Here is a 26,425-nt window from a genome sequence, read left to right as displayed (position 1 = left end):
GAGGATCGTTCCATCGCACTCACCGAAGGAGGCGAGACCGATGCCCGGCATCCACCACCGGATATCACCTCTCACCGTCGCGCCCGGCTCCACCGAGCTCGGACGTGTCGACTGGCTCGTCCTCGGTTCCTCGGCGCTCGTCGCCGGCGCGGTCGCGCACGCCTTGTCGGGCGTCGTCGCAATCACCAAGGACATGGTGCGCCCCGCTCCCCAGCGTGCGTCCGAGTCGGACCGCGCCGCTCCCGCCGCCGGCACCAGCGTCAACGAGCGGGACGGCTGGATCCTCATCAGCAGCGTGTTCGTCATCGCCGGCGTGATGGCGCACACCATCGCGCGCGTCGTCGAGAGCACCAAGGCGGTCGTGCACCCGACCGGCCCGCAGCCGCGGTGATGACGCCCGCAACGACCGGAGCATGCACCCGATCGGCCGCCTCGGGCGCCCGGCTCGGCCGGTGCGCGGCGACACTGGCCAGATGGAACCGATGACCACCGACTCCGTCGCAGCGGGGCGGCAGGCTCGCAAGCGCCTGCCACGCTCGGCCCTCGGGAGCTGGGCCCCTGCACCGGAGCGACCCGACCCCGTCGAAATCCTGGAGCAGCAGGCCGCCTCCCGCGTCCCGGAGCTGGTCCCGATCCGGTACGGCCGCATGGCCGCGTCCCGGTTCGCCTTCCTGCGCGGCGCGCCCGCCGTCCTGGCCGCGGACCTCGCCGCCTCCCCGAACACCGGGCTCACCGTCCAGCTCTGCGGGGACGCGCACCTGTGCAACTTCGGTCTCTTCGCCTCGCCCGAGCGCGCCCTGCTGTTCGACCTCAACGACTTCGACGAGACCCTCCCGGGCCCGTTCGAGTGGGACGTCAAACGCCTGGCCGCCAGTGTCGCCGTGGCCGCGCGCGAGAACGACGAACCGGACGCGTCCGCGTGGGCCGCGGCCTTGGCATCCGCCCGGGCGTACCGGATCGCCATGCGACGGCTCGCGGGACTCGGTGAGCTCGACGTCTGGTACGAGCGGGTCGACACCGCCGACCTCCTGCCGCAGATCCGGGAGTCGAAGTACCGCAAGCGCGTCGAAGGCAACCTGGCGAAGGCACGCGGGCGCACCAGCCTGCAAGCCCTGGCCAAGCTCACCGAGCCGGGCCCGGACGGAGAGCCCCGCATCGTCCACGACCCGCCGCTGCTCGAACCGGTGGACCCGCAGGACGTGCCCCGCCTCCAGCAGATCCTGCAGGACTACCGTGCCACCCTCCCCGACGAGCGGGCGGCGCTCCTGGACCGCTTCGAGCTGGTCGACGCCGCCCGCAAGGTGGTCGGCGTGGGCAGCGTGGGCACGCGCTGTTACATCGGCCTCTTCCGGGGACGACTCACCGGCGAGCCGCTCGTCCTCCAGGTGAAGGAGGCGGAACGCTCGGTGCTGGAGCCGCACCTCCCGCCCAGCCTCCACCGGCATCAGGGGCGGCGGGTGGTCGACGGACAACGCAGGCTCCAGGCCGCCAGTGACATCTTCCTGGGCTGGGCCACCGGCCCGGCGGGCCGCGACTTCTACTGGCGGCAACTGCGGGACATGAAGGGCTCCGCCGTGATCGACGGCATGCCCCGGTCCCTCCTGGAGCAGTACGCCGACCTGTGCGGCCGCACTCTCGCACGCGGCCACGCCCGCACCGGGGACCGCGTCGCCGTCGCCGCCTACCTGGGTGCCGGCGACGCCTTCGAACGGGCCGTCGCCGACTTCGCGCTCGCGTACGCCGAGCAGACCCGCTCCGACCACGCCGCGCTCACCGCCGCGATCGCCGACGGCCGGATCACCGCACGGGCCGGGGTGTGAACGGGCCGCGCCACGCCGAGTCGGCCGGGCCGCCTCCCGAAGGCGCGGCCGGCCGGTGGAAGCCGCTGTACATCCTCGGTCTGGCGCAGTTCCTCATGGTGCTGGACGCCTCGGTGATGAACGTGTCGATCAGCCAACTGGTCAGCGACTTCGACACCGAGGTCACGGCGATCCAGGCGGTCATCACCCTCTACACGCTGGTCATGGCCGCCTTCATGATCACCGGTGGGAAGCTCGGCGACATGTTCGGGCGCCGCCGTGTGTTCGGCATCGGGCTCGTCGTCTACGGCGTCGGATCGGCGCTGACCGCCGTCGCGCCCACGCTGTGGGTGCTGGCACTCGGCTGGTCCATCATCGAGGGCCTCGGGGCCGCCCTGGTCCTCCCAGCGCTCGCCGCCCTGGTGGCCGGCACCTATCGGGGCCGAGACCGGGCCATCGCCTACGGGGTCATCGGAGGCCTCGCCGGCGCGGGGATCGCCGTGGGCCCCCTGCTCGGCGGGTGGGTGACCACCTACCTGACCTGGCGCCTGGTGTTCGCGGGCGAGGTCGTACTCGTCGTGGTCATCCTGCTCCTCATGCGGTGGATCAAGCCGCAGCCCGTGCCGGAGCAGCGGCCGCGGCTGGACCTCGGCGGCGTGGTCCTGTCGGTCGCGGGACTGGCCCTGGTGGTGCTCGCCGTCCTGCAGAGCAGTTCCTGGGGGTGGCTCCGTCCCCGCAACCCTCCTTTCACGGTGTTCGGGTTCTCCCCCACGGTCTTCGTCATCGCACTGGGCATGGCCCTGCTCGTCCTCTTCCACGCCTGGGAGGTACGCCGGGCGGAGCCGCTGGTGCGGTTCGGCCTGTTCGGCATCCCGAGCCTGCGCTCGGGCCTGTTCATGCTGTTCAGTCAGAACACCATCCTGCTTGGCCTGTTCTTCGCCATTCCGCTCTATCTCCAGGTGGTCCAGGGTCTGGACGCCTTCGAGACCGGACTGAGGCTGTTGCCCGTGTCGGTCACGATGCTCGTCGCGGCGATGAGCGGTCCCCTGCTGGGCAGGTTCGCGTCCCCGCGCACCGTGGTGCGGGCCGGCCTGCTGGTGCTGTTCGCTGCGACGCTGTGGCTGCTCGGCACGATCAAGCCCGAACTCGACGACCTCTCCTTCGCGCTGTCGATGGCACTCCTGGGGCTCGGCATGGGCCTGCTCGCGTCCCAGCTGGGCAACGTGGTGCAGTCGAGCGTCGGCGAGGCCGATCGCAGCGAGGTCGGCGGACTGCAGTACACCGCCCAGAACCTCGGCTCGTCCCTGGGCACCGCGCTGATCGGCTCCATCCTGATCGGCGCCCTGGCGAGCGCCTTCACGGCCGCGCTGGCCAAGGACCCGGCGGTCTCGGACACGGTGCGCCAACAGGCCGGAATCACCATGGAATCGGGCCTCCAGTTCGTCCCCGCCGACCAGGCCGCCGCCGCCCTCGCCCAGACGTCGATCCCGCCGGACGAGGCGGACGCGGTGGTCACGGCATACCGGGCCGCCCAGCTCGACGGCCTGAAGGTCGCGGTCCTGGCCGCCGCCGGGATCACGCTGAGCAGCTTCGCGTTCACCGGCCGGCTGCCCGCCACCAGGATCAGCGGCGGCGCGTCCGCCCGCTCCGCCGGTACGCGTCCCGGCCGGGCCCCGTGAGGCCGCGATGTCGTCGACCACGCGGCCCGAACGGACCGGACCACAGTCCGGGACACGCCGTAGCGATCCCGCGCCACACTCAACAACCCTCCCTTTCAAAGGAGTTGCCATGAGTACTTCTCCCGCCGACGCAACCGACGAACTCGGCCCGATCGACTACCTGATCGTCGAGTTCCCCGGTACCCGCCTGACCGGTGAGGGCATGCCCCTGCTCCTCGACCTGGTCGACCGGGGCATCATCCGGATCCTGGACCTGACCTTCGTCAAGAAGGAGTCGGACGGCTCCTTCACCGCACTGGAGGTCGCCGACCTGGACGGCGACGGACAGCTCGACCTCACGGTGTTCGAAGGCGCCTCGTCGGGGCTGCTGGGCGACGACGACATCAGCGAGGCGGCGAAGGCCCTGGAGCCCGGGAGCTCAGCCGCCGTCCTCGTCTACGAGAACCTGTGGGCCGCTCCCCTGGCAGCCGCCCTGCGCCGCGCCGGTGCCCAGTTCGTCGCCGGCGGCCGGATCCCGGTCCAGTCCGTGCTGGCGGCGCTGGAAGCCGTCGAGGCCACCGACGGCCCGGCCTGACCCCGCACATCCCGCACATCCCGCACCATCGAAAAAGGAGGATCCGATGCCCGGACTGCTTCGAGGAGTGGCCCGCACCGCCGTGGTCGCCGGAACGGCGACGGCCGTCTCCAACCGCGTCTCGCGGAGGCAAGCCGGCCGGTGGGCCCAGCAGGACGCGCCGGCCGCACCGGCCGCCACCTACCAGGAACCACCGCCGGCTGCGGCCCCCAGCAGCACCGACGACACGCTCGACCGGCTCCAGAAGCTCGCCGCCCTCAAGGAGCAGGGAGTGCTGACCGAAGCCGAGTTCGCCGCCCAGAAGGCGAAGATCCTCGGCGTCTGACCGTCCGAGGCGGAGCTGACGGCCGGAGCGGGGAGCACCTGCCGAACGCACCGACCGGCGTCCCTCAGCCCCGGCCGCGCTTCCGCGGCCGGGGCACCTCGCACAGGCCGGCCGTGAGCGACAGGCCCCGCTCCCGCCGCACGATCCCCTGGCGCCGGACCGGGGCGGTCACCGTCCAGGTGGAAGCCGAAGAAGGTGTCGCGGGCGTGCAGAATCCCCACCGACTGGTGCTGCTTCCAGGCGTTGATGAGGTCGTCGTTGACCTTGGCCGTTTCGAAGTCGAGGTCCTGGGCCTGCCACGTGGCCAGGGTCGGACGATGCTTTCATGGTCAAGGCTGCTGCCTTTCTCGGGCTCCCGGCGGACGTGGGGGACGCGGACGCGGGAGGCGCGGGCGCGGGGGGCGTCATGCGGTGAACAGGTCGTCGTGGTGGTACGGGCGGGCTCGGTCGGACGGGACGGCTGCTCGGCGACCAGTGCCCGAGGGGCCGGTCGGTGGCGAGCCGGGCCCACAGGACGAGGAGCAGCGGCAGGGCGAAGTAGCCGAACCGCCCGGCGGGGGCCAGGAGGAAGGCGAGGCACAGGCCGGCGGCCAGCCGGTCGGCGGCGGCGACCAGGCCCCGGGGCGGCCGGACCACGAGCGAGACGGCCACGGCCGCTCCGCCGCACACCAGCAGCAGGACGGCCGTGTACCAGCCGGCCTGCCCCAGGTCGGCGAGCAGCCGGCCGGGCATCGGACTGGTGGCGGGCGTGGGGACGGCGCCCCGCCCGGTCGGGAAGCGGAGCACGTGCTCGACCAGCGGGCCGGGTGCGGCCAGCAACGCGGGCAGGACCAGGGTGAGCGTGCCGCCCGCCCAGACCACGATGCACCGGACGGCGGCACGGCGGCCAGGGGCGAAGAGGCCGGCGGCACGGCGGTCGGCGCCGAAGGGGCCGGCGGCGAAGAGGCCCGGGCCGGTCGCCAGCAGCGCGACGGCGACCGCGACCGCGGGCAGGGCGGTCCACTTGAGGGAGCAGGCGGCGGCGAGGGCGAGTCCGGCCGCGACCGGCCGGTGGCGGGCGGCGAGGGCGAGCGCGAGGGCGAGCAGCCCGGTCAGCGGCAGGTCGACGCCGCTGACGCACAGCGGCAGCGCGACCAGCGGGGAGGCGACCAGGACGGCGATCGCGTGCCCGGCGTCGAGGGGGCGGGCGCAGGCGCCCGGGGTCGCGCCGCACCGCAGCACCGAGTGCGCGGCGACCAGACAGGCCACCAGGGCGGCGGCGCACCACAGCCGGGGGTCGCCGGCCAGTCGGGCGGAGGCGGAGCCGTCGCCGAACAGCCGGGCGGGCATGCCGAACAGCGTCATGCCCGGCAGGTACGGGTTGTAGTCCGTCACGGCCCGCGGGTCGGCCAGGTAGGGGGTGCCGCTGTGCAGCAGGGTCGCGGCGGAACGCTCGATCACCAGGACCTCGCTCTGGGCCTGACCGGTCGCCAGCAGGACGGTGAACGGCACCAGGACGGCGCCGGCCAGCGCCGAGCCGAGGGACAGCACCGAGCCGACGGGCAGCGCCGAGCCGAGGGAGAAACCCGCGCCGGCGGACAGCGCGCGGCGCGGCCGGGCCGGCAGCCGGCCGGCGAGCGCCGCCCCCAGGTAGCCGACGGCGGCGCACCAGCCCCAGACGCGGTGCGGCGCCAGGGTGGAGAGGGCGGCGAGGGCGGCCGCGAATCCCGCCGCGCCGAGCCAACCGGCGGTCCCGAGCGCGCCTCGTCCGGCACTCCCCCCGGGCGGCGCAACGTCCTTGGCTCCGGGCCGGGTTGTCTTCATCGAGGCTCCCACCAGTCGTTTCGGCACCCGTCCATTCCAGCCGGACGGGGGTGCACGGTCATGACAGGTAGGTCGAGACTCCGTGGTCGGGTTTCCCCGACCACGGCCGGCCCGGGTGGAAGGTGGGGAGGGCCTGGGAGAGGGAGAGGGCGTGAGGTGGGTGGGTGGGTGGGTGGGTCGACGTCAAGGTCCGACATCGCGACGAGGATTCGGCGGTCGGCTCCGGCTATTCGCGCGCGGTTCGCCGAGATCCCGCCCTGGTTCAGCAGTCTCCCGGTGGCCGCCAGTGCCACCGCGGCGCCCACCGCGAGGCAGGCGAGGACGAGCCCGGCCGGCACGCCCCACGGCGCCTCGAGGGCGGCCTGCCGGTACGCGGCGGACAGTGCCGCCCGGTAGGCGCCGAGACCGGCAGCGACCAGGACGGCGGCGACGCCCGCGGCGAGCGCGGTGGTGATCGCCGTCCAGGTAGTACGCCTGGTCGGCGGCCGCGGCGGCGACCGGGTGAACACCAGTGCAGCTGCCGGGGTGCGGGGGCGTAGTGGACCTGTGCGGAGGGTAGGGGGGTGGGTTTTCCCTACCGACGGGGGCCGGTCGTCCGGGCTAGGGTTCTTGATGATCATCGGACGGAAAGGCACCAGATGTCCCTCACGGACGAGGCCGACGGGACGGCGGTTCCCGACGGGACGGCGGTTTCGGACGGGACGGCGGTGCCGGACATCGCCGTCCGGCAGGCGCTCGGGCGGCGGCCGGCGGACTTCCTGTTCTCGGTCTGGCCGCTGCGGTGCTGGCTGCACCTGCTGGGCGGCGCGCTGTTCGGACTGGGGCTGCTGCTGGCCCTGGTCGCGCTGGTGTCGGTCGGGATCCTGCTGTCGGTGGTGGGTGTGGGCCTGCTGGTGCTGGCCTGCATCCCGTTGCTGGGCATCCCGGTGGCCAGGGTGGAGCGGCGTCGGCTGCGGCTGGTGCAGCCGGTGCGGCCGGCGGACCCGCACACGCCGGTGCCGGCGGACGGGCTCCGGCGCCGGCTGCGACACCGGCTGTGGCACCGGTTGTCGGAGCGTTCCACCTGGCGGGAGTTGGGGTACGCGGCCCTGCTCGCGATCGTCTTCGCCGGGGCCGGGCTGGGCGTGATCGCGCTGCTGGCGTTCTCCTGCGTCCTGGTGGCGACCCCGGTGGCGGTGTGGGCGCTGGCCCCGGAGACCGTGATGATCATCCCGGGTCAGGCGATCCCCGATCCGCTGACCGCGCTGCCGTTCAGCCTCGCCGGTGTCGCGGGGGTGGCGCTGTCGGCGTACGCGGCGGGCTGGCTGACGGCGGGCCAGGTGTGGACGGCCTGGATCCTGCTGGCCCCGCGCAAGGACCCGGCGAACCGCCGGGTGATCGAGCTGACCCGCTCCCGGGCCCGGCTCGCCGACGCCTTCGAGGCCGAGCGGCGCCGGATCGAACGGGACCTGCACGACGGAGCCCAGCAGCAACTGGTGGCGCTCACCATGACCTTGGGGCTCGCCGAGCTGGAGCTGAGGGAGGAGAACCCGGAGGCGGCCGCGCTGGTCGCCCGGGGTCGCGGCGAGGCCCGCCGGGCCCTGGACCAGCTGCGCGACCTGGTGCGGGGCATCCATCCCCAGGTGCTGACCGACCACGGGCTGGCCGCCGCGGTGGCGGAGGTGGCGCAGCGTTCGCCGATCCCGGTGGAGGCCGCGATCGACCTGCCGCGCCGGCTGCCGCCCCTGGTGGAGGCGACGGCGTACTTCACGGTGACGGAGGCGCTGGCCAACGCGGCCAAGCACTCCAGTGCCTCCCGGATCGGGATCACCGCTACGTTGGTCGACGATCGGCTGATCCTGCTGATCACCGACGACGGGCGGGGCGGGGCAGATCCGGCCGCCGGCACCGGCCTGTCCGGTCTCGCGGACCGCCTGGCGATCCTGCGGGGGCGGCTGCTGGTCTCCAGCCCCGTCGGCGGTCCGACCCGACTCCGGGTGGAGGTCCCGTGCTCCGCGTAGTCCTTGCCGAAGACGCCGTCCTGCTCAGGGCGGGCCTGACCGAGATCCTCGGCCGCAGCGGCCACCAGGTGGTCGCCGCGGTCGGCGACGCGCAGGCCCTCGCCGAAGCCGTGGACGAGCACCGGCCGGACATCGTCATCACCGACGTCCGGATGCCGCCCGGTTTCCGCGACGAGGGGCTCAGAGCGGCCCTCGAACTGCGGGCCCGGCACGAGCGGCTGCCCGTCCTGGTGCTCTCCCAGTACGTGGCGACGGCGTACGCGACCCGACTGCTCGGTGGCGACGGGCAGGACAGGGGCGGCCTCGGCTACGTGCTGAAGGACCGGGTCGGCGAGGTCTCCGAGTTCCTGGACACGCTGCGCCGGGTCGCCGACGGGCAGACCGTCATCGACCCCGAGGTGGTGCGGGTGCTGCTGACCCAGCATGCCGCGGCGCGGCCGCTGAGCCGGCTCACCCCGCGCGAGCGCGAGGTGCTCGCAGTGATGGCCGAGGGCTACAACAACCAGTCGATCGCGGCCCGGTTGAGCGTCACCGAGGCGTCGGTGGTCAAGCACTCCAGCAACATCTTCATGAAGCTGGACCTCGACCCGGCGGAGGGCAACCGCCGCGTCCTCGCCGTACTGGCGCACCTGCGGGGCGACGCGAGCTGACCAACCGTCAGCCCTCCGCCGTGCGGCGCACGGCGAGGCGGACGAGGCGCCGCACCGCCTCACGAGCCGAGGCAGCCGGAGGCGGCTGGAGACCCCCGTCCCCCAGCCGCCCCCGCCCCCAGCCGCCCCCTTCCCTGCGCTGCGGCCCCGGTCAGGCGAGGTCGCGGAGGCGGCGGATCGGGCCGGCCAGGAGGATCGCGGGGCCGGCGAGGCTGGCGGCGGCCAGGAGCAGCAGGGCTGTGCGGGGACCCCAGGCGGTGGAGGCGGCGCCGGCGGCGAGGGCGCCGACGGGGATCGCGCCCCAGGAGACGAAGCGGACGGTGGCCATCACCCGGGGGAGCAGTTCGGGCGGGGTCTGGGTCTGGCGGTGGGTGCGGGTGACGATGCTGGAGACCACGACGCCCGCCGAGAAGCCGGCGTTGCCGACGGCGAAGACCAGGGTCGCCCAGCCGGACCCGGCCGCCGGGAGGAGGAAGGCGAAGAGGGCGACGGCCAGGGCCGCCCACCGCAGGGCGCCGCCGCTGCCGATCCGGGCGACCAGGCGGGGCGTGACGGCGGCGCCGAGCAGGCTGCCGAGGCCGCCGGTGGCCATCAGGGCGCCGACGGCGGCGGCCGGCGCGCCGAGGGTGCGGACCAGGAACACGGGGGTGAGGGTCATCAGGCCGCCGCAGACGAAGTTGATCGCGGTGACGTCGGCGACGCACGGCCTGATCACCGGGTGCCGGGTGACGTAGCGCCAGCCCTCGCGGATCTGCTCGCGCAGGCCGACGCCGGGCGTCCGTCCGGCGGGCTGCTCCGCCCGGGGCAGGCTGCGCAGCAGGACGGCCGAGACCAGGTAGCTGACCGCGTCCAGCACCATCGAGGCCGCGCCGCCCAGGAGTTGGACCAGCACTCCGCCGAGCGAGGGCCCGGCCAGCTCGCTCGCGGCGGCGGTGCCGGAGAGCAGGCTGTTGCGGGCGGTCAGCTGCTCCTTGGCGACGATCGAGGGCAGGAAGGTGGAGTTGCCGACGTCGAAGACCACGCTCGCGAGGCCGATCACCAGCGCCACCACCACCAGCTGCGGCAGCCCGAGCACCCCGAACGCCGCCGCCAGCGGCACCGAGGCGACGGCCACCCCGCGGATCAGGTCCATCGCCACCTGGGTGCCGCGCAGCGGCAGCCGGTGGACCAGGACGCCGGCGGGCAGGCCGACCAGCAGCCAGGCGACGTAGCCCGCCGCCGCGATCAGGCCGACCTGCAGTGCCGTCGCGTGCAGGGCGACCACGGCGATCAGCGGCAGCGCCACCCGGGTGACCTCGTCCCCGAACCAGCTGACGGTGGAGGCGCTCCAGTAGCGCCAGAACACCCCCGCCCCGTCGTCGTGCTTCGCCTCGCGCCCGGCCTCCGGTTCCGCCCCGCGCCCCGCCGGGACCGCTGTCCGCGTCGTCACGTCCACCCCTTCCGCACGCCGCACCTGGCGCGGCGGCCCCCGTGCGCCGGTCCGGCCGGGCCGCTCCGACGAGTGAGTCTCATTTTGGAACTCACTATAATCGATACTCATGCGGCACACCGAAGCAGCGGACCCCGACTGCGCGATCTCCCAGGCCCTGACGGTGGTCGGCGACACCTGGACCCTCCTGCTGATCAGGGACATCGCCGGGGGCACCCACCACTTCGACGGCCTGCGCACCGCCCTGGGCATCAGCCGCCGCGTCCTCACCGAACGGCTCAAGGCGCTGGTCGAGGACGGAGTGCTGGAGAAGCGGCTCTACCACCCGCACCCGCCGCGCTACGAGTACCACCTGACCGAGACCGGCCGCGGCCTGCTTCCCGTCCTGGTCGCCCTGCAGGACTGGGGCGGGCGCTACGTCCTGGGCGACGGCTCACTCTCCGCCACCAGCACCCCCGACTCCGCCGAGACCCGCCGCGCACACGCCCTCACCGGCCACCGGCTGCCGCCACTGGAGCTCACCTCCGCCGCCGGCCACCGCACCGACCCGGTCGCGGCCGGCTCCGCGTGGACGGTGCTCTACTGCTACCCCGGCGCGTACCCGCCCGGCGGCCAGGACTACCCGCCCGGCTGGGGCACCATCCCGGGCGCCGCCGGCTGCACCCTGGAGTCCAGCACCTACCGCGACCGGATGGCCGAGTTCGCCGCCCGCGACGCCCACGTCTACGGCGTCAGCACCCAACGCCCGGACCAGCTGGCCGCGTTCGCCGAGCACGCACGCATCCCGTTCCCGCTGCTCTCCGACGCCGACCTGCAGCTGGCCGCCACGCTGCGCCTGCCCACCTTCCGGGCCGCCGGCGTCGACCGGCTCAAGCGGCTCACCCTCGTCCTCGATGCCACCCGCACCGTACGGGGCGTGCTCTACCCGGTCGTCGACCCGGCCGGCTCCGTCGAGGACGCCCTCACCCTCATCGACCGGCTCACGACGGACTGACGGCAAGGTGGTCAGGAGGCCAGCAGGTCCTCCAGACCGCCACCCCAGTCGATCCGGGTGTGCTCCGAGCCGGCCGGGACGAGTTCGGTGGTGGCGGCGACGAACCGGTCGACCTCCGCGGCGGAGGTCGCGAGCAGGGCGACGCCTTCGTTGCCGGCGAGCGCGATGAGCAGCCGGGTGTCGTCGAACGGCGCGACGTGGACGTCGCCCTCGCCCACGGGCGTGTGGATACCGGCCGTCAGCAGGTCGCGTGAGATCGTCCACACCGCGTTGGCCTGGAAGTCGCTGAAGTCGAGGTCTATCGCGTAGGGGTCGTCGGGCCGGTAGGACCAGGCGACGTCCAGGTCCCGGCTGTGTTCGTCGCCGGTCATCAGCCGCATGGCGATCCGGGTGGTGAGACTTTCCATCGAGCGGGTCCCCTTTCTCGGGAGTTCTTCCTAGGGAGTTCGCTGGTGCTCGTTCGGCGGTGCGCGGTCGCTGGTGCTCGTTCGGAGGTGCGCGGTCGTCCGCGGCGTCTGCCGCTGTGAGTCTGCCGTTCCGGTGGGCGGAGAGGCCAACCCGTCCGCATGTCGGTTGCGCCACAGCTACTCTGACGGTGGCTCAGCGGTCCAGCGGTCCCGTCGCCTCCTCGACGTGGCGCTTGAAGTCGCCCAGGTCGTCGATGACCCGGCGGTCGACGAAGCCGAGCGCCTCGGCCAAATGCTCCCAGAGCCCGTGCGGTTCGAGCTCCAGCTGGAGCATGACCCGGGTGGTCCGGTCGTCCACGTGGTGGAAGGTCACCACCCCGGAGTGCCGCACCGGCCCGTCCCCGCCGTCCCAGGCCACCCGCTCGCCCTCGACCACCTCCGTGGTCACGGCCTCGAACTCGCGCCGGCCGCCCGCGGTCCGCACGACCCAGGCGCTGCTGCCGGGACCGTCCCGGTCGACGCTCACCACGCCGCGCATGAACCGCGGGAACTCCTCGCACCGCACCCACTGCTCGTACACCGTGTCGAGCGGGGCCGACACCTCGACCGACTCCTCGATCCTTCCCATCGTTCCTCCTCGTCTCCCGGGCCCCGCCACGCCCGGCGGCGGCCCGTGCTGTCCGCGTGCCCCGATCCCCGTCCTGTATGCACCGACCCTTCACGACATCCCCCGCGGCGCCTTCACGGCACCCCCTGCGGCGGCCGGAGAACGATGGTGTGAGAGAGTCGGCGGCCCGAACACGAGGAGAAGCCGATGCACGGGAACGGGCCCGCGGGCGCGGACGGCCCCGGCGGCGGCCGGGTCCTGGTGGTGGACGACGACGCGGCGATCCGGCGCACCCTGGAACGCGGCCTGCGGCTGAGCGGGTTCACCGTCGCGCTGGCCGAGGACGGCGAGACGGCGCTCGCCCGTCTGCTGCCCGCCACCCCGGACGCCCTGCCGCCGGCCGCGACGGACGTCCTGGTGCTCGACGTCTCGATGCCCGGAATCAGCGGCGCCGAGGTCTGCCGGACCCTGCGCGCCCGGGGCGACGACCTCCCGGTCCTGATGCTCTCGGCGCTGGACGAACCAGCCGACCGGGTGGCAGGCCTTCAAGCCGGGGCGGACGACTACCTGGTGAAGCCGTTCGCCCTGGAGGAGTTGGTGCTGCGGCTGCGCGCCCTGCTGCGCCGCCGCCCGCCGCAGCCCACCGACCGCGTCCTGGCGGGACCGCTGGCGATCGACCCGGCGACCCGACAGGCCCACCTCGACGGCCGTGAACTGCGGCTCACCCGGCGGGAGTTCGAGCTGCTCACGCAACTCGCCAGGAACACCGGCATCGTGCTCTCCCGCGAGCTGCTGCTGGAACGGGTCTGGGGGTACGACTTCGAGGTGCGCAGCGACGCCGTGGACACCTTCGTCAGCTACCTGCGGCGCAAGCTGGAGGCCGACGGCCGGCCCCGGCTGATCCACACCGTCCGGGGCGTGGGCTTCGTGCTGCGGCTGCCCGGCGGGAACGGGTAGCGGCCGCCGTGAGACTCTCCACCCGGATCGCCCTGTGGGCCGCCGCCGTGGTGCCGCTGCTGGTGGTGCTGGCCGGGCTGCTCCTGCTGCCGCTGGTCGGCCGGGACCTGCGGCACCAGCAGGACGCCCGGCTGGCCGACCGGGCGTCCGCCGTCCTGCCGAGCGTGCGCGCGCTGGTGGCAGCCGACACCCGGGGCCGTCCCAAGGTCGAGCAGAACCAACAGCGCAAGGTGCTGGACGCCGCCCTGGACTCGGGCGTGCGGGTCACCGCCGAGGACGGCACGGTGCTGCTGTCGGTCGGGCCGCAGCCCGCTGACGACCAGGCCTTCCCCGCCGCACCGGGCGGGCCGGCCACCGTCCGCGACCACGGCGCGGCCTGGCGGGTGCTCACCGTCCACGTCGCCGGCAGCGGGGCGAACGGCGGCAGCGGCACGCTCTGGGTCACCGAGCCCGGCGGCCTGGCCGGCAGCCAGACGGCGGCGGTACGCCGCCGGGTCCTGCTCGTGGCGGCGGTCGCCGCACCGCTCTCCGCCCTGATCGGCTTCGCCCTCGCCGAGCGCGCCACCGCACCGCTGCGCCGGCTCAGCCGCCGCGCCGCGGAACTCGACCCGGCGGCCCCGCCGTCCCCCGGCACCGAGCGCGGCACGCCCTTCGCGGCGGAGCGCAGCGGCACCGCCGAGGTGGACGAACTCGCCACCGCCCTGGCCCTGTTGCTCTCCCGCTACGACGAGCAGGCGCTGCGCACCGCCCAAGCCCTGGAGACCGCACGCTCGTTCTCGTCCGCCGCCTCGCACGAGCTGCGGACACCGCTGATGAGCCTGCGCACCAACCTGGACGTGCTGGCCGCCCACCAGGACCTCCCGCCCGGCGAACGGGCGGAGATCGTCGCCGAGTTGCGCGACGACCACGCCCGGCTGCTGGACCTGCTCACCGCGCTCGGCACGCTCGCGCGCGGCGACCTCGTCGAGGTCGACTCCTTCGGCCCGGTCGACCTCGCGGAACTCGCCGACGCGGCCGCCGCCGACGCCCGGCGCCGGCACCCCGCGGCCGACATCACCGTCGAACTCCCGCCGGAACTCAGGGTGTTCGGGTGGGAGCCCGGGCTGCGGATCATGCTCGTCAACCTGCTGGTCAACGCCGCCGTGCACGGGCGCGGCGGGACGGCACGGACCGAACCGGCCCGGGTGACGGTCCGGCTCGCCCCGGCCGGTGGGGTCGCGCTGCTCACCGTCGACGACGCCGGGCCCGGTGTCGCGCCGGGCGAACGCGAGGCGGTCTTCCACCGCTTCCACCGCCGACGCGACAGCCCCGGCTCGGGGCTCGGGCTCACCCTCGTCGCCCAGCAGGCCGCGCTGCACCGGGGCACCGTCCGGATCACCGAGCCGCCCGGCGGAACCGGGTGCCGGGTGGAGGTCCGCCTGCCGCTGCCCGACGCCGACGCGCCGACCCTCCGGCTCCCGGCGCGGCGGGACTGGATCGCGGGCGAGGAACGCTGAGCACCGAGCGCCGGCCTCCGGCTCGCGCTCCACAGCTCTCCGTTCCGCGACTCGCCGTTGCGCAGCTCGCCGTTGCGCAGCTCCGCCTTCCACAGCTCCGCGTTCCACAGGGAATCCACAAGAAGCCGTCCTACGCTCCCGGCAACCGGGCCGGACCGGGCCCGCACCCACCGGCCCGGTTCCGACACCGTCCACGGCAGAAAGGGACGCCCATGTCCGCCAACCGCACGTCCGTCCGCCGCAGGGTCGTCAGCCGCCGGGCCGCCGCCCTCGGCGCGCTCGCCCTCGCCGGCTCGCTGCTCGCCACCGTCCCCGCCCAGGCGGACGGTGCGGCCGGCTCGCCCTCCGCCGCCCCGTCCGCCGGGTCCACGCCCACGGGCGACGGCGCGAAGGCCATCTGCAAGCGACTGCCGAAGACCGAGCAGCGTGTCACCAAGGCGCTCACCCGGCTGAACGGCGACGCCACCGTGTCCGGGTCGGTCGCCCGCCTGCAGCAGCGGGCCGGCAACGCCAAGGCCGCCGGCCACACCGAGATCGAGACGCTCCTCAACGACCGCCTCACCGCCCGCAAGAACCTGGTCACCACCCTGCAGACCCGGCAGAACGACCTCAGTTCCGTCGCCACCTGGTGCACCGCCCACAACCAGGGCGCCTCCAAGTGACCCGCCGCCCGCCCGCCGTCCTCCCCGCCCTGCTCCTCGCCGGGGTCGCCCTCCTCACCGCCTGCGGCCCCACCGGGCACCCGGCTCCCGGAGCCGTGGACACCAGCCAGGTCCAGGACATGCAGCACAAGCTCGACGCTGCCGAGAGCGCGGCCGCCCAAGCCGACAGCGACGCGGCAGCCGACGACAACTGACGCGCCACCGCTCGCCGACCTGCTCAGCGAGCGGTGTCCGCTCGCCCGCCGTTGCCGAACCACCGCTCGACGCCAAGCGTCCTGGGCGTGATCGTCCCCCGGTGGGCCGCCGCCTCCTGGGCCCGTCCTCAGCCGGCGGCGGCGGGCTGTTCGGCGTCGCCGAAGCGGGCCAGGGTCAGGGCGCCGACCACGGCGGCCAGGAAGCCGAGGACGGCGACCGGGGTCAGGTCGTGCCGGGTGCGGTCGCCGAGGGCGAGCACCCCGACCAGGGCCGGGCCGAGCGTCTCCCCCAGCACCATCGCGGCCGTCGCGGAGGTCACCGATCCGTGCTGCATCGCCCAGGTCAGCGCGGCGAACCCGCCGATCCCCGCCACCGCGACCGCGTACGCCGAGGGTTCGGCCAGCAGCTGCGGCAGCCGTGGTTCCGGCAGCACCCGCACCGCCACCCCGACCACCCCGAACTGCAGGCCCGCCACCAACCCCAGCAGCGGGGCCCGACGGGTACCGCCGTACCGCACTGCCGCCCAGCCCGCGCCGAGCAGGGCCACCGCGACCAGCAGCACCCCCAGCCGCAGCGCGTCGTCGCCCGTGCCGTGGCCGTCCCGCCCGGCGGTGAGCGCCAGCAGCAACAGCCCCGCGCAGACCGCCACCACCCCGGCCCACTCGCTGCGCCGCAGCCGCACCCGCAGCACGCGGGCCGCCCCGACGGCCGTCACGGCGAGCGCGGAGGCCAGCGCCGCCTCGACCACGTAGAGCGGCAGCCGCTCCAGGGCGACGAGTTCGGCGGCGAAGCCGCACATGTCCATCCCCACGCCCACCAGGAACGGCCACTCGCGCAGCGCCCCGGCCAACGCGGCGGCCTCCCCCGCCGGTGAGCCCGCGCCGGCGGCACGCCGGGCGCCGACCGCCTGCAGCACGGTGGCCGACCCGGTGAGCAGCGCGGCCAGAAGGGCGGACAGCAGGCCGATGAGCATGGCCCGACGGTACGACCCCCGGCCCCCGCGCGATCGCCTGGCACGCCGCCGGCCCCGGCCCGACCTACGGACGACCGCGGCCGGGGCCAGGACGAAGCGCCGCAACCGGCCCGGGCCGGGGGGAGGGCAGCCGGGCCGTCCCCGCGCCCGCGGGCTCAGGTGTTGCGGCGGGCGGACTCGTGTTCCTGGGCCAGGCGGCGCAGGGCGAGGAGGGCGGGTTCGAGCAGGACGGTGCGGAGGAGAGCGCTCTCGGCCTGGTCGACGGGGTCGGCGTGCGGATCGAGCTGGTCGAGGTCGAGGACGGCGATGCGCTCGGCGAGGGCGGCGTAGCCGAGGAGGGCGTCGTGGGAGATCTCCTCACCGAGGGAGCGGAGGGTCTCGAGGGTCTCGCCGAGGACGGCGCGGGAGGGAGCGTGTTCGGAGACCTGCCAGCCGAGTTCGCCGATCAGGGCTTCGACTTCGGCGCCGCCGGGTACGGGGGCCGGTTCGGTGTCGTCGTCGACCGGGCGGGCGCCGAGGACCAGTCCGAGGACCTGGTGGCGTTCTCCGGCGTGGGCGGCGACCGCGCCGAGGACCTCCTTGGTGGCGCTGACGCTGAGGCCCCGGACGCCGATCAGTGCGCGGACCAGGCGCAGGCGGCGCAGGTGGGTCTCGTCGTAGTCGGCCTGGGTGGCGGCGGTGGCGCGGCCGGGCTGCAGCAGTCCCTCGCGCAGGTAGTACTTGATCGTCGCGGTGGGGACCCCGCTGCGGCGGCTCAGTTCGGAGATGCGCACTGCTCCCGCTTTCCTTCTCGCTGGGTCTGGCAATTGGATACCAGCACTGTCTAACATAGATAGTGCCACTACCCAATACGGCGCCATCCCCGCGCCGTCCCCGCGCCGTCCCGGACGCCGTTTCCCCGACGAGGAGTGTCAGCCATGCCCACGCTGCCCTGGATCACCCCGAACCCGGCCACCCCCGGCACCTCGGCGGTCGTCATGGCCTCCCGCTTCGAGGTGCGGTCGCTCGCCGACGTGCCGCGCTTCTTCGTCAAGTCGCTGGCCGTCTGGCGACAGCTGCGCCGCGCGCCCGGCGCCCTCGGCGCCTCCCTGATCGCCCGGCCGCTGCGGCGGACCTTCTACACGCTGTCCGCCTGGGAGAGCCGCGAGGCCCTCAACGCGTTCGCGGCCGCCGAGCCCCACCGCTCGGTCATGAGGGGCCTGCGCGACACCACGAAGCAAGCCACCTTCACCTTCTGGCCGACGCCCGTCGAGCAGCTCCCGATCCCCTGGGCCGACGCCCACGCCCGCCTCGATGCCGAGCGCGCCGGAGCCGCGGCCTCGGATGCCACCTGACTGCCGGCGTGACACCGCCCGCCGCCGCACGCGGGTGCGGCGGCGGGCGTCCGGCCGCTCGGCCGCTCGGCTGGCCGGTGGGCCGGTAGGCCGGTAGGCCGGCCGGTCAGTGCCGCAGGTCGGCGAGCAGCAGGTTGGGGTCGGTGCGGGTGAAGTACGCCGCGCTCGGGACGTAGACCGTCCCGCCGCGCACGGCCACCGAGGTCGGGTTGGACACGCCGTCGGCGGCGGTGAGGACGGTGTGGTGGCTGCCGTCCGCCGCGACGTACACCGCCTCGCTGGTCCCGTTCAGGGCCGCGATCAGGGCGTCGCCACGCCCGGTGAAGGCGAAGTCGTCGATGCCCGCGAGCCCGCTCGCCCGGACCTCCGCGGGCCGGGCCGCGCCGTCGTCGCCGATGGGGATGCGCAGCAGGTCGCCGGTGTCGGTGTTGCCCACCCAGACGGCACCGCGGTGCACCTTGAGGCCGTTGGCGCCGAACGCGGTCACGGGCTTCAGCAGGGCGTCGTCGGACCAGGTGGTGGCGGGGCCGCCGTCCGCCGGGATCGCGTAGACGACGCCGAGCGCCGAGTCGGCGGTGTAGAGGCGGCCGGTGTGCTCGTCGAGGGCGAGGCCGTTGGGGAAACCGGTCACGGGCAGCGCGGCGATCCGCTCGGGGGTGCCGCCGGGGCAGAGCCGCCAAATGCCCTGTAGGTCGTCGGTGCCGGTGGCGTAGCCGAAGTAGAGGGTGCCGTCGTGGGCGCGGGCGATGCCGGTGACGATCGCGGCGCCGATGAGCGGGGTGGCGGGGTTCGCGGGGGCGGGCAGGGTGGCGAGGACGGTGAGGTGGCCGCCGGTGTCGACCCGGCCGATCTGCCGGGCGAAGGAGAGGGTGAGGTCGGCGGAGCCGTCCGGCTCGAGGGCGATGTTCTCGGGTTGCTGCCCCCGGGCCAGGTCGAAGTGGGCGACGATCCGGGGGTCGGACAGCGGCGGCGCGACGGCAACGGCCGGGGTCGCGGCCAGCAGGGCGAGGGCGGCGCAGGCCGCGGGGACGAGGCCGGCGGCCCTGCCCGTGCGGGGTGTGCGGGACGTTCGGGGCGAGCCGGGCGAGCCGGGCGAGCGGCGGGCTGGCCGGAGCAGGCGGGATATGGTCTCTCCTTGATCACTTGATCGACTTGATCGACGGGGCGGCGACGGTCGCCTGCCCGCCAGCAGAACACCCCTGACCGCGCGTCACCCCCGATCGACCGTCGCGTCCACGGCTACATCCCCCGGTCGGTCGCCCCGCCCGCACGGTCGGGCGCGTCCCGGCGGTCCGCACCGACCCCATTTTGTGACGTGGCCCTGTCTAGTTCGTTCCCGTCCCGGTGTGATGGGATGTGCCGTCACGGGGTGATGACCGCTGGTGGGGGTGGTGTGTGTGATGCGCAACGGACGACTGTCAGGGCTCGACGGGGACGCGGCGTACCTGGTCGCCGTCGGACTGGTCCGACTGGGCGCGCAGGAGTGGCTGGGCACGGCGGGCGTGGCACCGACCTGGGTGGGCGGCCTGCGGGCGGCCTCCTTCGCGGACGCCTGGCTGGCGTTCGGCGACCCGGCGGCGCCCGGGCTACGGGCGCCGGCCACGGCGGTGCTGCGGGCGGTCGCCGAACGAGCGGCGAAGCTGGTCGTCGAGTCCTGCGCGGGGGACGAGCCGACGGCCCTGGAATGGCTGGGGCAGCGGTCGGCGGAGGCCCGCGAGCAGGCGCGGCGGGACGACGTGTCACACCCGGCCGAGCCCTGCGCGCTGACCCTGGTCTGGCACGGCGTCCAGGCCCTGGCCACCGGGGACGAACCGGACGGGCCGGACGAACCCGACGCGCCGTACCACGGCAGGCGCAGCGCGGAACGCATGGACGAGCGGATCGAGGCGTACGTACGGGAGCGGCACCGCCGCCAGGACACCCTCGCGCTGGTACTGGGCTGCACCCGGATCGCCGCGGCCGCGCTGGTGGAGCTGTGCGATGCCGATCCGGAGCGGGTGTGCCGGTGGCTGGAGGAGGACGCGGCACGCGCCATGCCGCGCGGCGGACCCGTACCGCTGTGGGTGCCCGGGCGGCCCTGGCAGCCGGCGGGCTGACGAGGCCGCCCGACTCCTGGGCGCCGACCGGGTCAGGCAGCGCCCAGGAGTCGGGCGGCCTCGGTCATGGCCGGGCCGAGGGCGAGGTCGAGGCGCAGCTCGGCGAGGTCGTCGCCACGGGTGGGGCCCTGGTTGACGATGGCGACGGGCAGCTGCGCACGGGCGGCGCGCCGCACGAAGCGCAGGCCCGACAGGACCGCGAGCGAGGAGCCGAGGACCACCAACGAGCGTGCGGTGTCGACCAGTTCGTAGCAGTGGTCGACCCGGGCGGCGGGCACGTTCTCGCCGAAGAAGACCACGTCCGGCTTGAGCACGCCGCCGCAGTCCGCGCAGGGCGCCACGCGGAATCCCTCCACCAGCTCCTGCGGCAGCTGCGCGTCGCCGTCCGGGCGCAGGGTGGCGCCGGGGCGGCGGAAGCCCCGGTTCAACTCGTCCAGGCGCTGGTCGAGTTCGGCCCGGGAGCTGGTGCGCCGACAGTCGAGGCAGACCACCCGGTCGAGGCCGCCGTGCAGTTCCACGGCCTCGCGGGTGCCGGCCGCGTGGTGGAGGCCGTCGACGTTCTGGGTGATGACCGCCGCGACGTGACCCGAGCGGCGCAGCCGTTCCACCGCGCGGTGGCCGGCGTTGGGCCGGGCCCGGGCGAAGGCGGGCCAGCCGGTGTGGCTGCGGGCCCAGTAGCGGCGCCGAGCGGCCTCGCTGCCGATGAACTCCTGGTAGGTCATCGGGGTGCCGGTGCGGCGGCGGCCGGTGGCGCCGCGGTAGTCGGGGATGCCGGACTCGGTGGACAGTCCGGCGCCGCTGAGCACGACCGCACCGCCCCGGTCCAGCAGCCGGACGAGGCCCGTGAGAACCGGCGGACCCGCGAGGACCGTCGAACCCGCCGGACCCGCCGAGCTCTCCGGCGGTTGCGGTGCGGTGGCTTCCGACGCGTCCATACCGCCGAGGGTAACCCCGCCGCCGGGCAACCTCGCCGGGCGGCTACGCGTCCCCCGTGGCGAACGCGACGATCCGCGCGAGGGACGGCTGCCAGCCGTCGGCGGTGTCCACGAGCAGGCAGGGGACGTCGAGCGCGATCGGCGCCCACGACTCGATCGGCCGCTCCCCCGCCTCGATGCGGCGCAGGAGTGCGGCGTCCGCGTGCACGGCCCGCGAGGGCAGGTCGGCGGCACGGCGCGCGATGCGCCGGCGGGCGAGCTCCGGGTCGACGACGCAGCGCACGACGCGGATGCCGGCCAGGTCGGCGAGCGGCTCCAGGCCCGGTCGCCACAGGCGGTCCTGGAAGGCCGCCTCCGCCACCAGGCTCGTCCCGGCCGCGAGGAGTGCACCGATCGCGCGGAAGAACGCCTCCAGCGTCCTCAGGTCCAGGTCGTTCCCGGGATCAGCGACGTTCCTGGAATCAGCGGCTTTGCCGGGATCGGCGCCACCTGCGGCCATGCGCTCCTTGAGCTCGTCCCGGCAGACCACCGGCCAGCCGAGCGCGTCCGCCAGGGCGTGCGCCAGTGTGGTCTTGCCCGCCCCGGGCGGGCCGCTGACGACAACCAGTGTCGGACGTCGGGTCGTGCCGCGTGAGGTCATGCCACCGGATTCTGCGCCCGGGCCGCCGCCGTCCGCCACCTCCCCGGTGGGTGACGGACGGCCGACGGTGGGTCGGTCCGGTCGACCTTCTCCCAGCTGTCACCGCCCGACGTCGAGGTGTACTCGGAGGGACCGCCGTGTACGAGGAAGGACCGCCGGCGTACGAGGAGGGACCGCCGGTGTACGAGGAGGGACCGCCGGTGTACGAGGAGGGACCGCCGGTGTACGAAACCGCGCTGCCGGTGTACAGCCGACCGGCGGCCTCGAAGCACCCCCCGAGCCGGCCCCGCTCTCAGCCCCAGCCGGGCACCGGCGGCAGCGGCCACGCCGGCGGGGTCGGCAGCGGGCCGCCAGCGGGGGTCTCCGGGGCCGGGCCGCGGCCGGCGAGCCAGGCGAGCAGGACATGCCCGGGGCCGCTGACGGCGGGGCCGGTGGCGGCGAGGGTCCAGGTGCGGCCGAGGTCGGTGGCTTCCAGCCGGGCGACGGGGAAGTCCCGCGCGGCCAGGGTGGCGGCGGTCGTGTCGAGCGCCCAGGTGACGTAGCCGGTGGGCCAATCGGCGCTGGTGCGGCCGAGGTTGAGGTCGACGTGGTGGGTCTCGAGTTCGCGCCGGGCCCGGTGGAGGGTGAACCAGGCGGGGTGGCGCCACCCCGCGAGGGCCGGCACCAGCGCGGGCCAGCGCTCGACCGGCATCGCCGCCGCCTCGTCGAACAGCCCGTCCAGACTGCGCCGCAGGTCCGTGACGAGGTCGGCCGCACCGCGCTCGGCCCCTTCGCGCAGCGCGCGGTCCAGCGCGGCCGCGTCGGCCCGCGGGCCGGGCTCGGTGCCGGTGCGGGCGAGCGTCAGCAGCCAGCGGTACACGTCGGCGCTGCGCGCGAGGTGGGTGATGACGTGGGCGCGGCTCCAGCCGGGCAGCGCGGACGGTTCACGGGCCTGCCGGTCGGTCAGGCCACCCAGGTCGGCCGCGAGGCGCTCGGCGGAGTCGCGGACATCGGCGAGCAGGACGGCCGGTCGGGCGCCGGCGGGGTCGGCGGTGTGGGTCACGGGCACGTACTCTACGGCCGACCGAGCCCACCCCCCTGGGCGTGGGCTCGGAACCATGCGCGGATTCTCGTCGGCGGCGGCGTGGCCGAACCACTCGCCTCCTGTTGACGGAAAGTCAGCGCGTTCCCGGCGGCCGGACAACGGTCGCGGGGAAGGGTGTACCGGTACGACATCGGGCGGTTATGCTCGCGCAGTATCACCTGCCCGATCGCGGCTGACCCAGGGGGGATCAACGCGCGCGCGGCCCCTTTACCCGTTCCTGCTCGCACGCGGTTCCGCGCAGCACGACGGGGATTTCGCGCCGGCGCCGAGCCACGCCACCGGACGCCACCGGATCCGGAATTCCGGGCGCCCCCTCCATTTCTCCGAATACGGGACAGCGATAACGGAAATGGCCCGATCGATCCGATCGGTGCCCGGCCACCAGTCGCGACAGATTCGACGAAGTGAGGACGAACGTGATGAAGAATCGGACCGTTTCCGCATTACGGCGCCTCGCGGCGGTGTGCGCCGCGGCGACGCTCCTGTCGGTCGGCGTCGCGGGTTCCGCTCCCGCCGCCGACCTCACCACCCCGGTCTGCCAGGCCACCACCGTCGACGTCCCGCTGGGCTCGGGCACCGGCCGGCTGTGGGGCGAGCTGTGCCGTCCGGCCGGGTCCTCGCCGAGCACCGTGGTGACGATGGTGCACGGCGCGACCTACAACCACAACTACTGGGACTTCCCGTACGAGCCGGACACCTACTCGTTCAGCCGGATGCTGAACCGGGCCGGGTACGCCACCTTCGTCGTCGACCGGCTCGGCACCGGCAACAGCACCGTCCCGCCGAGCTCCCAGCTGACCCTGGCCGTCGAGGCCGGACACATCCACAAGGTCGTACAGGACCTGCGGGCCGGCCGAATAGGGGGCACCGGCTTCCACAAGGTGGTGCTGGCCGGCTACTCCCTCGGTTCCGCGGTGTCGGAGATCGAGGCGTCGACGTACCACGACGTCGACGCGCTGCTGGTCACCGCCCTGGGCCACTACAACAACCCGGCGGGCACGCAGGCGATCATCGCGAACGGGCAGGACCCGAACACCGACCCGGTGACCGGGGGCCGGTACCCGTACGACGCCGGCTACGCCACCACCAGGCCGGGCAGCCGGGCGACCGTCTTCTACGCCGACCAGCCGATGGACCCGGGCGTGCTCCTCATGGACGAACTCACCAAGGACGTCGACGTCTTCATGGAGGCGAGCGACCCGCTCATCACCGATCCCTCGGTCAGCAAGGCGATCAATGTCCCGGTCATGTTCGCCCTCGGCGACCACGACCCGCTGATGTGCGGTGCCGGCTACGAGGACTGCACGTCGGCGGCGGCCCTGCGCGCCCAGGAGGCGCCGTTCTGGAGCTCCGCGCCCAGCTTCGACGTCCTCCTGCTCCCGAACGCCGGGCACGGCCTGAACCTGGCGCCGAACACCGGGGTCCTCCGGACGGCGGCCGCGGCCTGGCTGAACCGGGTGGTCGGACACTGCTGACGGCACACGAGTGCCCGATGGCCCCGTGAGGGTGCCATCGGGCACGACGTGACGTCACCCGCTCAAGTGGCCGGCCCGCCTCCGCCCGGCTCGTCTCCGCCCGGCTCCACCCCGTCCGGCGTGACCCCGTCCGGGCCCGGCGACCGGTCCTTGAACAGGAACACGGCGTTGGCCGGGCAGACCCGCGCCGCTTCGCGTACGGAGTCGGCCAGTTCGGGTCCGGGCTCGGGAAGCAGCACCTCGGCGACCTCCGCGACGTCGCTCATCCGGAAGACCGCGGGAGCGGCGTCCACGCAGTGGCCGTACCCGGCGCAGCGGGTCAGGTCCACCTCGACGCGCGCCACCCGGGCCTTCCCGCCCCGCTCCTGCCGCAGCGGCATCAGAGCAGGACGCCCATGTTGCCGGGCATGGTCTCGGCGTCGAGGACGACGCGGTGCTCGACGAAGCGCAGCCCGCCGGCCGTCCGCGTGAGGATGTCGTCGTAGCGGCCGCAGACGTGGAAGCGGGACGGTTCGACGCGGTCGGCGATGTACAGGACGACGTACGCCTCGGCCTTGATCCGGCCGTCCTCGGTCTCCCGGGCGCGCACGTTGGTGACGGTGTGCAGGGTCCGGGTCGGGTTGTGGCGCAGATAGCCGTTCATGTAGGCGGCGCGCTCCTTCAGTGCGCCGAGGCCCCGGTCGGTGTACCACCACATGCCGGTCGTCGAGACGTTGTTGTGCGTGCCGACCGCGTACAGACCGGTGTCGAGGAACAGGTCGACCCAGGCGTTGGGGCGCTTGTCGTCCATCGTCAGGGCGTAGGACACGTAATGGTCCTCGACCTCGTTGCGCAGGCCGGGAGAGGTCATGACCACTGTGGACATGGCGGTGTCGCGCCTTCCTTCCGTCGTCGGGCCGCTCACGACTCGTCCTGGAGGTACTGCTGGTAGACCCGGAAGAACTCGCGCTGCGAGTACTCGTCCCGGACGTCGGCGTCCTCGCCGCCCCGGCCGGGCTCGGTCCCGCGGGTGAAGAGGTTGTACCGGCCGCCCTCGCCGCGCACGCCGATCTGGCAGCGGGCGGCGGCCTCGGTGTCGTCGCAGCTGATCTTGCCCCACGAGCCCTGGGTGTCGGCGAGGTTCTCCAGCACCTCCCGCCGCGCGGCCTCGTCGTCCTCGACGTCCGAGTAGACGGTGATGTCGACCCGGGCCCGATCGACGCCGAGCGGGGTGACCGTCTGGATGTACCCCGCCTTCATGCCGCGCGGGGTGTCCTTGGGGCCGGGCTGGATGTCGAGGTTGGGGAAGAGCGCGAGCACTTCCTGCCGGATCTCCGGTGGTTCGCCGCCCCCGAAGCCCTCGAAGCCGTCCGGCGGGCCGGGCGGTCCCTGGGCGAGCATGCTGTTCCAGCCGACCGGCATGGTGCCGTCCGAGAAGTCCACCCCGCTGAAGCGCTGGAGGGCGCGGGCGTACTTCGGCGGGTCGAGCGGAGGGAAGGCCCACTGGAGGACCGAATGCCCGGGCGCCGCGCCCCAGTTCCAGCCCCGTGCGGCGGTGCCGACCAGCAGGTCGCGGATGCTGCGGTGGGTGAACTCGGCGTGGTAGTCGTCCCGGAAGTTCTCGTGCCAGAACTTCCAGTTGCCCTCGTAGATCCAGCTGTTGCGGCCGATCGGCTCGATGCCCTGCACGTACGGCGCGAGGTGGTCGGTCATCTCGCCGAGGAAGTCGGTGAGCGACGGCACCGTCGGCCGGATCGCGACGAAGACCAGGTCGTGGAAGGTGTCGCAGTGCACCGGCTTCAGGCCGAGGGCGCCGCGGTCGAAGTCCGGTCCGTAGCCCTCCTCGTAGGGCACGCCGGTGAGCTCACCCTTCAGGTTGAACGCCCAGGCGTGGTACATGCACTTGAGGACCTGGCCCTGGTTGCCGCACCGCTCTCCGGTCAGGATCGCGCCGCGGTGGGTGCAGGCATTGTGGAACGCGCGGATCTCACCGTCGTTGCCCCGCACCACGAGCACCGGCTGGTTGGCGATGGAAACCGTGAAGTAATCACCCGGCTTCTTCAGATCGCGGGTCAGGCAGGCGTAGTGCCAGGTCCGGGTGAATATCCTTTCCTGTTCCAGTGCGAAGATCTTCTCGCTGGTGTAGATTTCCCGGTCCACCACCCCGGTGGCGAGATCGGTGCCGAAATCCGGGCTCAACTTCATGGGGCAACCTCCCTAGGGGCACGCGAACGCCGCCCTGCCCGCTCAAGATTCGCGACGATTGTGACAACCGAGCGAGTTCATCGTCAACGATCAGCGCGGCGCCGGCGCCCTTGTCCGACTGGGGAGA

Annotated in this window: 28 protein-coding genes; 15 read left to right on the top strand and 13 right to left on the bottom strand. The window is 74.1% G+C overall.

Annotated features, from left to right (window positions below):
• The first annotated feature begins 40 nt into the window (after positions 1-40).
• The 5 genes from ACZ51D_RS29815 (at position 41) to ACZ51D_RS29795 (ending at position 4,377) form a co-directional block, all read left to right on the top strand.
• Positions 41-391, top strand: coding sequence for a hypothetical protein (locus tag ACZ51D_RS29815; RefSeq protein WP_465623440.1), 351 nt, complete (start codon positions 41-43; stop codon positions 389-391).
• Between the two features lie 91 nt (positions 392-482).
• The gene (locus tag ACZ51D_RS29810; RefSeq protein WP_465623560.1) at positions 483-1,820 is read left to right on the top strand and encodes a DUF2252 domain-containing protein; all 1,338 of its coding nucleotides are present in this window, start codon (positions 483-485) and stop codon (positions 1,818-1,820) included.
• 95 nt (positions 1,821-1,915) lie between these two features.
• Positions 1,916-3,478, top strand: coding sequence for an MFS transporter (locus ACZ51D_RS29805; protein ID WP_465623561.1), 1,563 nt, complete (start codon positions 1,916-1,918; stop codon positions 3,476-3,478).
• Between the two features lie 109 nt (positions 3,479-3,587).
• Positions 3,588-4,052 (top strand): DUF6325 family protein, encoded by a 465-nt coding sequence (locus ACZ51D_RS29800; protein WP_465623441.1) that lies wholly within the window; start codon positions 3,588-3,590, stop codon positions 4,050-4,052.
• Between the two features lie 46 nt (positions 4,053-4,098).
• Positions 4,099-4,377, top strand: a complete 279-nt coding sequence (locus ACZ51D_RS29795; protein WP_465623442.1) for an SHOCT domain-containing protein — start codon at positions 4,099-4,101, stop codon at positions 4,375-4,377.
• Between the two features lie 168 nt (positions 4,378-4,545).
• Here ACZ51D_RS29795 and ACZ51D_RS29790 read toward each other — a convergent pair whose 3' ends face one another.
• On the bottom strand, positions 4,546-6,180 hold the full coding sequence (locus ACZ51D_RS29790; protein ID WP_465663980.1) for a hypothetical protein: 1,635 nt from the start codon (positions 6,178-6,180) through the stop codon (positions 4,546-4,548).
• A gap of 638 nt (positions 6,181-6,818) precedes the next feature.
• Between ACZ51D_RS29790 and ACZ51D_RS29785 the strand changes: the two genes are divergently transcribed.
• Both ACZ51D_RS29785 and ACZ51D_RS29780 read left to right on the top strand, forming a co-directional pair.
• Positions 6,819-8,180, top strand: a complete 1,362-nt coding sequence (locus ACZ51D_RS29785; RefSeq protein ID WP_465663979.1) for a sensor histidine kinase — start codon at positions 6,819-6,821, stop codon at positions 8,178-8,180.
• Positions 8,168-8,830, top strand: a complete 663-nt coding sequence (locus tag ACZ51D_RS29780; RefSeq protein WP_465663978.1) for a response regulator — start codon at positions 8,168-8,170, stop codon at positions 8,828-8,830. The genes ACZ51D_RS29785 and ACZ51D_RS29780 overlap by 13 nt, the downstream gene beginning before the upstream one ends.
• A 151-nt stretch (positions 8,831-8,981) precedes the next feature.
• Here ACZ51D_RS29780 and ACZ51D_RS29775 read toward each other — a convergent pair whose 3' ends face one another.
• Positions 8,982-10,259: an MFS transporter gene (locus tag ACZ51D_RS29775; protein ID WP_465663977.1), complete on the bottom strand. Its 1,278-nt coding sequence runs from the start codon at positions 10,257-10,259 to the stop codon at positions 8,982-8,984.
• Between the two features lie 109 nt (positions 10,260-10,368).
• Between ACZ51D_RS29775 and ACZ51D_RS29770 the strand changes: the two genes are divergently transcribed.
• Positions 10,369-11,253: a winged helix-turn-helix transcriptional regulator gene (locus ACZ51D_RS29770; protein ID WP_465623453.1), complete on the top strand. Its 885-nt coding sequence runs from the start codon at positions 10,369-10,371 to the stop codon at positions 11,251-11,253.
• An 11-nt stretch (positions 11,254-11,264) separates the two neighbouring features.
• Here ACZ51D_RS29770 and ACZ51D_RS29765 read toward each other — a convergent pair whose 3' ends face one another.
• Positions 11,265-11,660 (bottom strand): SsgA family sporulation/cell division regulator, encoded by a 396-nt coding sequence (locus tag ACZ51D_RS29765; RefSeq protein ID WP_465623455.1) that lies wholly within the window; start codon positions 11,658-11,660, stop codon positions 11,265-11,267.
• A 193-nt stretch (positions 11,661-11,853) separates the two neighbouring features.
• Complete coding sequence (locus ACZ51D_RS29760; protein WP_465623456.1) at positions 11,854-12,288, bottom strand: SRPBCC family protein; 435 nt, start codon at positions 12,286-12,288, stop codon at positions 11,854-11,856.
• 186 nt (positions 12,289-12,474) lie between these two features.
• On the opposite strand from ACZ51D_RS29760, the gene ACZ51D_RS29755 reads away from it, so the two are divergent.
• The 4 genes from ACZ51D_RS29755 to ACZ51D_RS29740 all read left to right on the top strand — a co-directional run bounded on the left by ACZ51D_RS29755 (position 12,475) and on the right by ACZ51D_RS29740 (position 15,576).
• Positions 12,475-13,224, top strand: a complete 750-nt coding sequence (locus tag ACZ51D_RS29755) for a response regulator transcription factor (protein ID WP_465623457.1) — start codon at positions 12,475-12,477, stop codon at positions 13,222-13,224.
• A gap of 8 nt (positions 13,225-13,232) precedes the next feature.
• A complete protein-coding gene (locus ACZ51D_RS29750; RefSeq protein ID WP_465663975.1) occupies positions 13,233-14,720 on the top strand; it encodes a sensor histidine kinase in 1,488 nt (495 codons plus the stop codon).
• Between the two features lie 212 nt (positions 14,721-14,932).
• Positions 14,933-15,382, top strand: coding sequence for a hypothetical protein (locus ACZ51D_RS29745; RefSeq protein WP_465623460.1), 450 nt, complete (start codon positions 14,933-14,935; stop codon positions 15,380-15,382).
• A complete protein-coding gene (locus ACZ51D_RS29740; RefSeq protein ID WP_465663974.1) occupies positions 15,379-15,576 on the top strand; it encodes a hypothetical protein in 198 nt (65 codons plus the stop codon). The genes ACZ51D_RS29745 and ACZ51D_RS29740 overlap by 4 nt, the downstream gene beginning before the upstream one ends.
• A gap of 128 nt (positions 15,577-15,704) precedes the next feature.
• Here ACZ51D_RS29740 and ACZ51D_RS29735 read toward each other — a convergent pair whose 3' ends face one another.
• Both ACZ51D_RS29735 and ACZ51D_RS29730 read right to left on the bottom strand, forming a co-directional pair.
• Positions 15,705-16,550, bottom strand: a complete 846-nt coding sequence (locus ACZ51D_RS29735; RefSeq protein ID WP_465663973.1) for a hypothetical protein — start codon at positions 16,548-16,550, stop codon at positions 15,705-15,707.
• 155 nt (positions 16,551-16,705) lie between these two features.
• Positions 16,706-17,323: a MerR family transcriptional regulator gene (locus tag ACZ51D_RS29730; RefSeq protein ID WP_465663972.1), complete on the bottom strand. Its 618-nt coding sequence runs from the start codon at positions 17,321-17,323 to the stop codon at positions 16,706-16,708.
• A gap of 144 nt (positions 17,324-17,467) precedes the next feature.
• Between ACZ51D_RS29730 and ACZ51D_RS29725 the strand changes: the two genes are divergently transcribed.
• On the top strand, positions 17,468-17,884 hold the full coding sequence (locus ACZ51D_RS29725) for a DUF3291 domain-containing protein (RefSeq protein WP_465663970.1): 417 nt from the start codon (positions 17,468-17,470) through the stop codon (positions 17,882-17,884).
• Between the two features lie 106 nt (positions 17,885-17,990).
• Here ACZ51D_RS29725 and ACZ51D_RS29720 read toward each other — a convergent pair whose 3' ends face one another.
• The gene (locus ACZ51D_RS29720; RefSeq protein ID WP_465663969.1) at positions 17,991-18,515 is read right to left on the bottom strand and encodes an SMP-30/gluconolactonase/LRE family protein; all 525 of its coding nucleotides are present in this window, start codon (positions 18,513-18,515) and stop codon (positions 17,991-17,993) included.
• Between the two features lie 769 nt (positions 18,516-19,284).
• Between ACZ51D_RS29720 and ACZ51D_RS29715 the strand changes: the two genes are divergently transcribed.
• Positions 19,285-19,980, top strand: coding sequence for a hypothetical protein (locus ACZ51D_RS29715; protein ID WP_465623469.1), 696 nt, complete (start codon positions 19,285-19,287; stop codon positions 19,978-19,980).
• Between the two features lie 32 nt (positions 19,981-20,012).
• Here ACZ51D_RS29715 and ACZ51D_RS29710 read toward each other — a convergent pair whose 3' ends face one another.
• The 3 genes from ACZ51D_RS29710 to ACZ51D_RS29700 form a co-directional block, all read right to left on the bottom strand.
• On the bottom strand, positions 20,013-20,915 hold the full coding sequence (locus ACZ51D_RS29710; protein ID WP_465663968.1) for an NAD-dependent protein deacetylase: 903 nt from the start codon (positions 20,913-20,915) through the stop codon (positions 20,013-20,015).
• 43 nt (positions 20,916-20,958) lie between these two features.
• Entirely contained in the window at positions 20,959-21,555 is a 597-nt protein-coding gene (locus ACZ51D_RS29705) for a P-loop nucleotide/nucleoside kinase family protein (RefSeq protein WP_465663967.1), read from the bottom strand.
• 292 nt (positions 21,556-21,847) lie between these two features.
• Positions 21,848-22,597 (bottom strand): maleylpyruvate isomerase family mycothiol-dependent enzyme, encoded by a 750-nt coding sequence (locus ACZ51D_RS29700; RefSeq protein WP_465623474.1) that lies wholly within the window; start codon positions 22,595-22,597, stop codon positions 21,848-21,850.
• Between the two features lie 461 nt (positions 22,598-23,058).
• On the opposite strand from ACZ51D_RS29700, the gene ACZ51D_RS29695 reads away from it, so the two are divergent.
• Entirely contained in the window at positions 23,059-24,114 is a 1,056-nt protein-coding gene (locus ACZ51D_RS29695; RefSeq protein ID WP_465663965.1) for an alpha/beta hydrolase, read from the top strand.
• A 62-nt stretch (positions 24,115-24,176) separates the two neighbouring features.
• On the opposite strand, the gene ACZ51D_RS29690 is transcribed toward ACZ51D_RS29695, so the two are convergent.
• From ACZ51D_RS29690 to ACZ51D_RS29680, 3 genes are read right to left on the bottom strand one after another with little or no spacing between them, the layout of a single operon-like run.
• Positions 24,177-24,494 carry a ferredoxin gene (locus tag ACZ51D_RS29690; protein ID WP_465623478.1) on the bottom strand — a complete coding sequence of 106 codons (318 nt, stop codon included), beginning with the start codon at positions 24,492-24,494 and terminating at the stop codon, positions 24,177-24,179.
• Positions 24,494-24,979: an aromatic-ring-hydroxylating dioxygenase subunit beta gene (locus ACZ51D_RS29685; RefSeq protein ID WP_465623479.1), complete on the bottom strand. Its 486-nt coding sequence runs from the start codon at positions 24,977-24,979 to the stop codon at positions 24,494-24,496. The genes ACZ51D_RS29690 and ACZ51D_RS29685 overlap by 1 nt, the downstream gene beginning before the upstream one ends.
• Before the next feature lie 35 nt (positions 24,980-25,014).
• Positions 25,015-26,298, bottom strand: a complete 1,284-nt coding sequence (locus tag ACZ51D_RS29680) for an aromatic ring-hydroxylating oxygenase subunit alpha (RefSeq protein WP_465623481.1) — start codon at positions 26,296-26,298, stop codon at positions 25,015-25,017.
• Between the last annotated feature and the right edge of the window lie 127 nt (positions 26,299-26,425).

It is taken from the genome of Kitasatospora sp. NPDC033851 (assembly GCF_055576085.1).
This window is presented reverse-complemented; position numbering and strand designations above follow the sequence as displayed.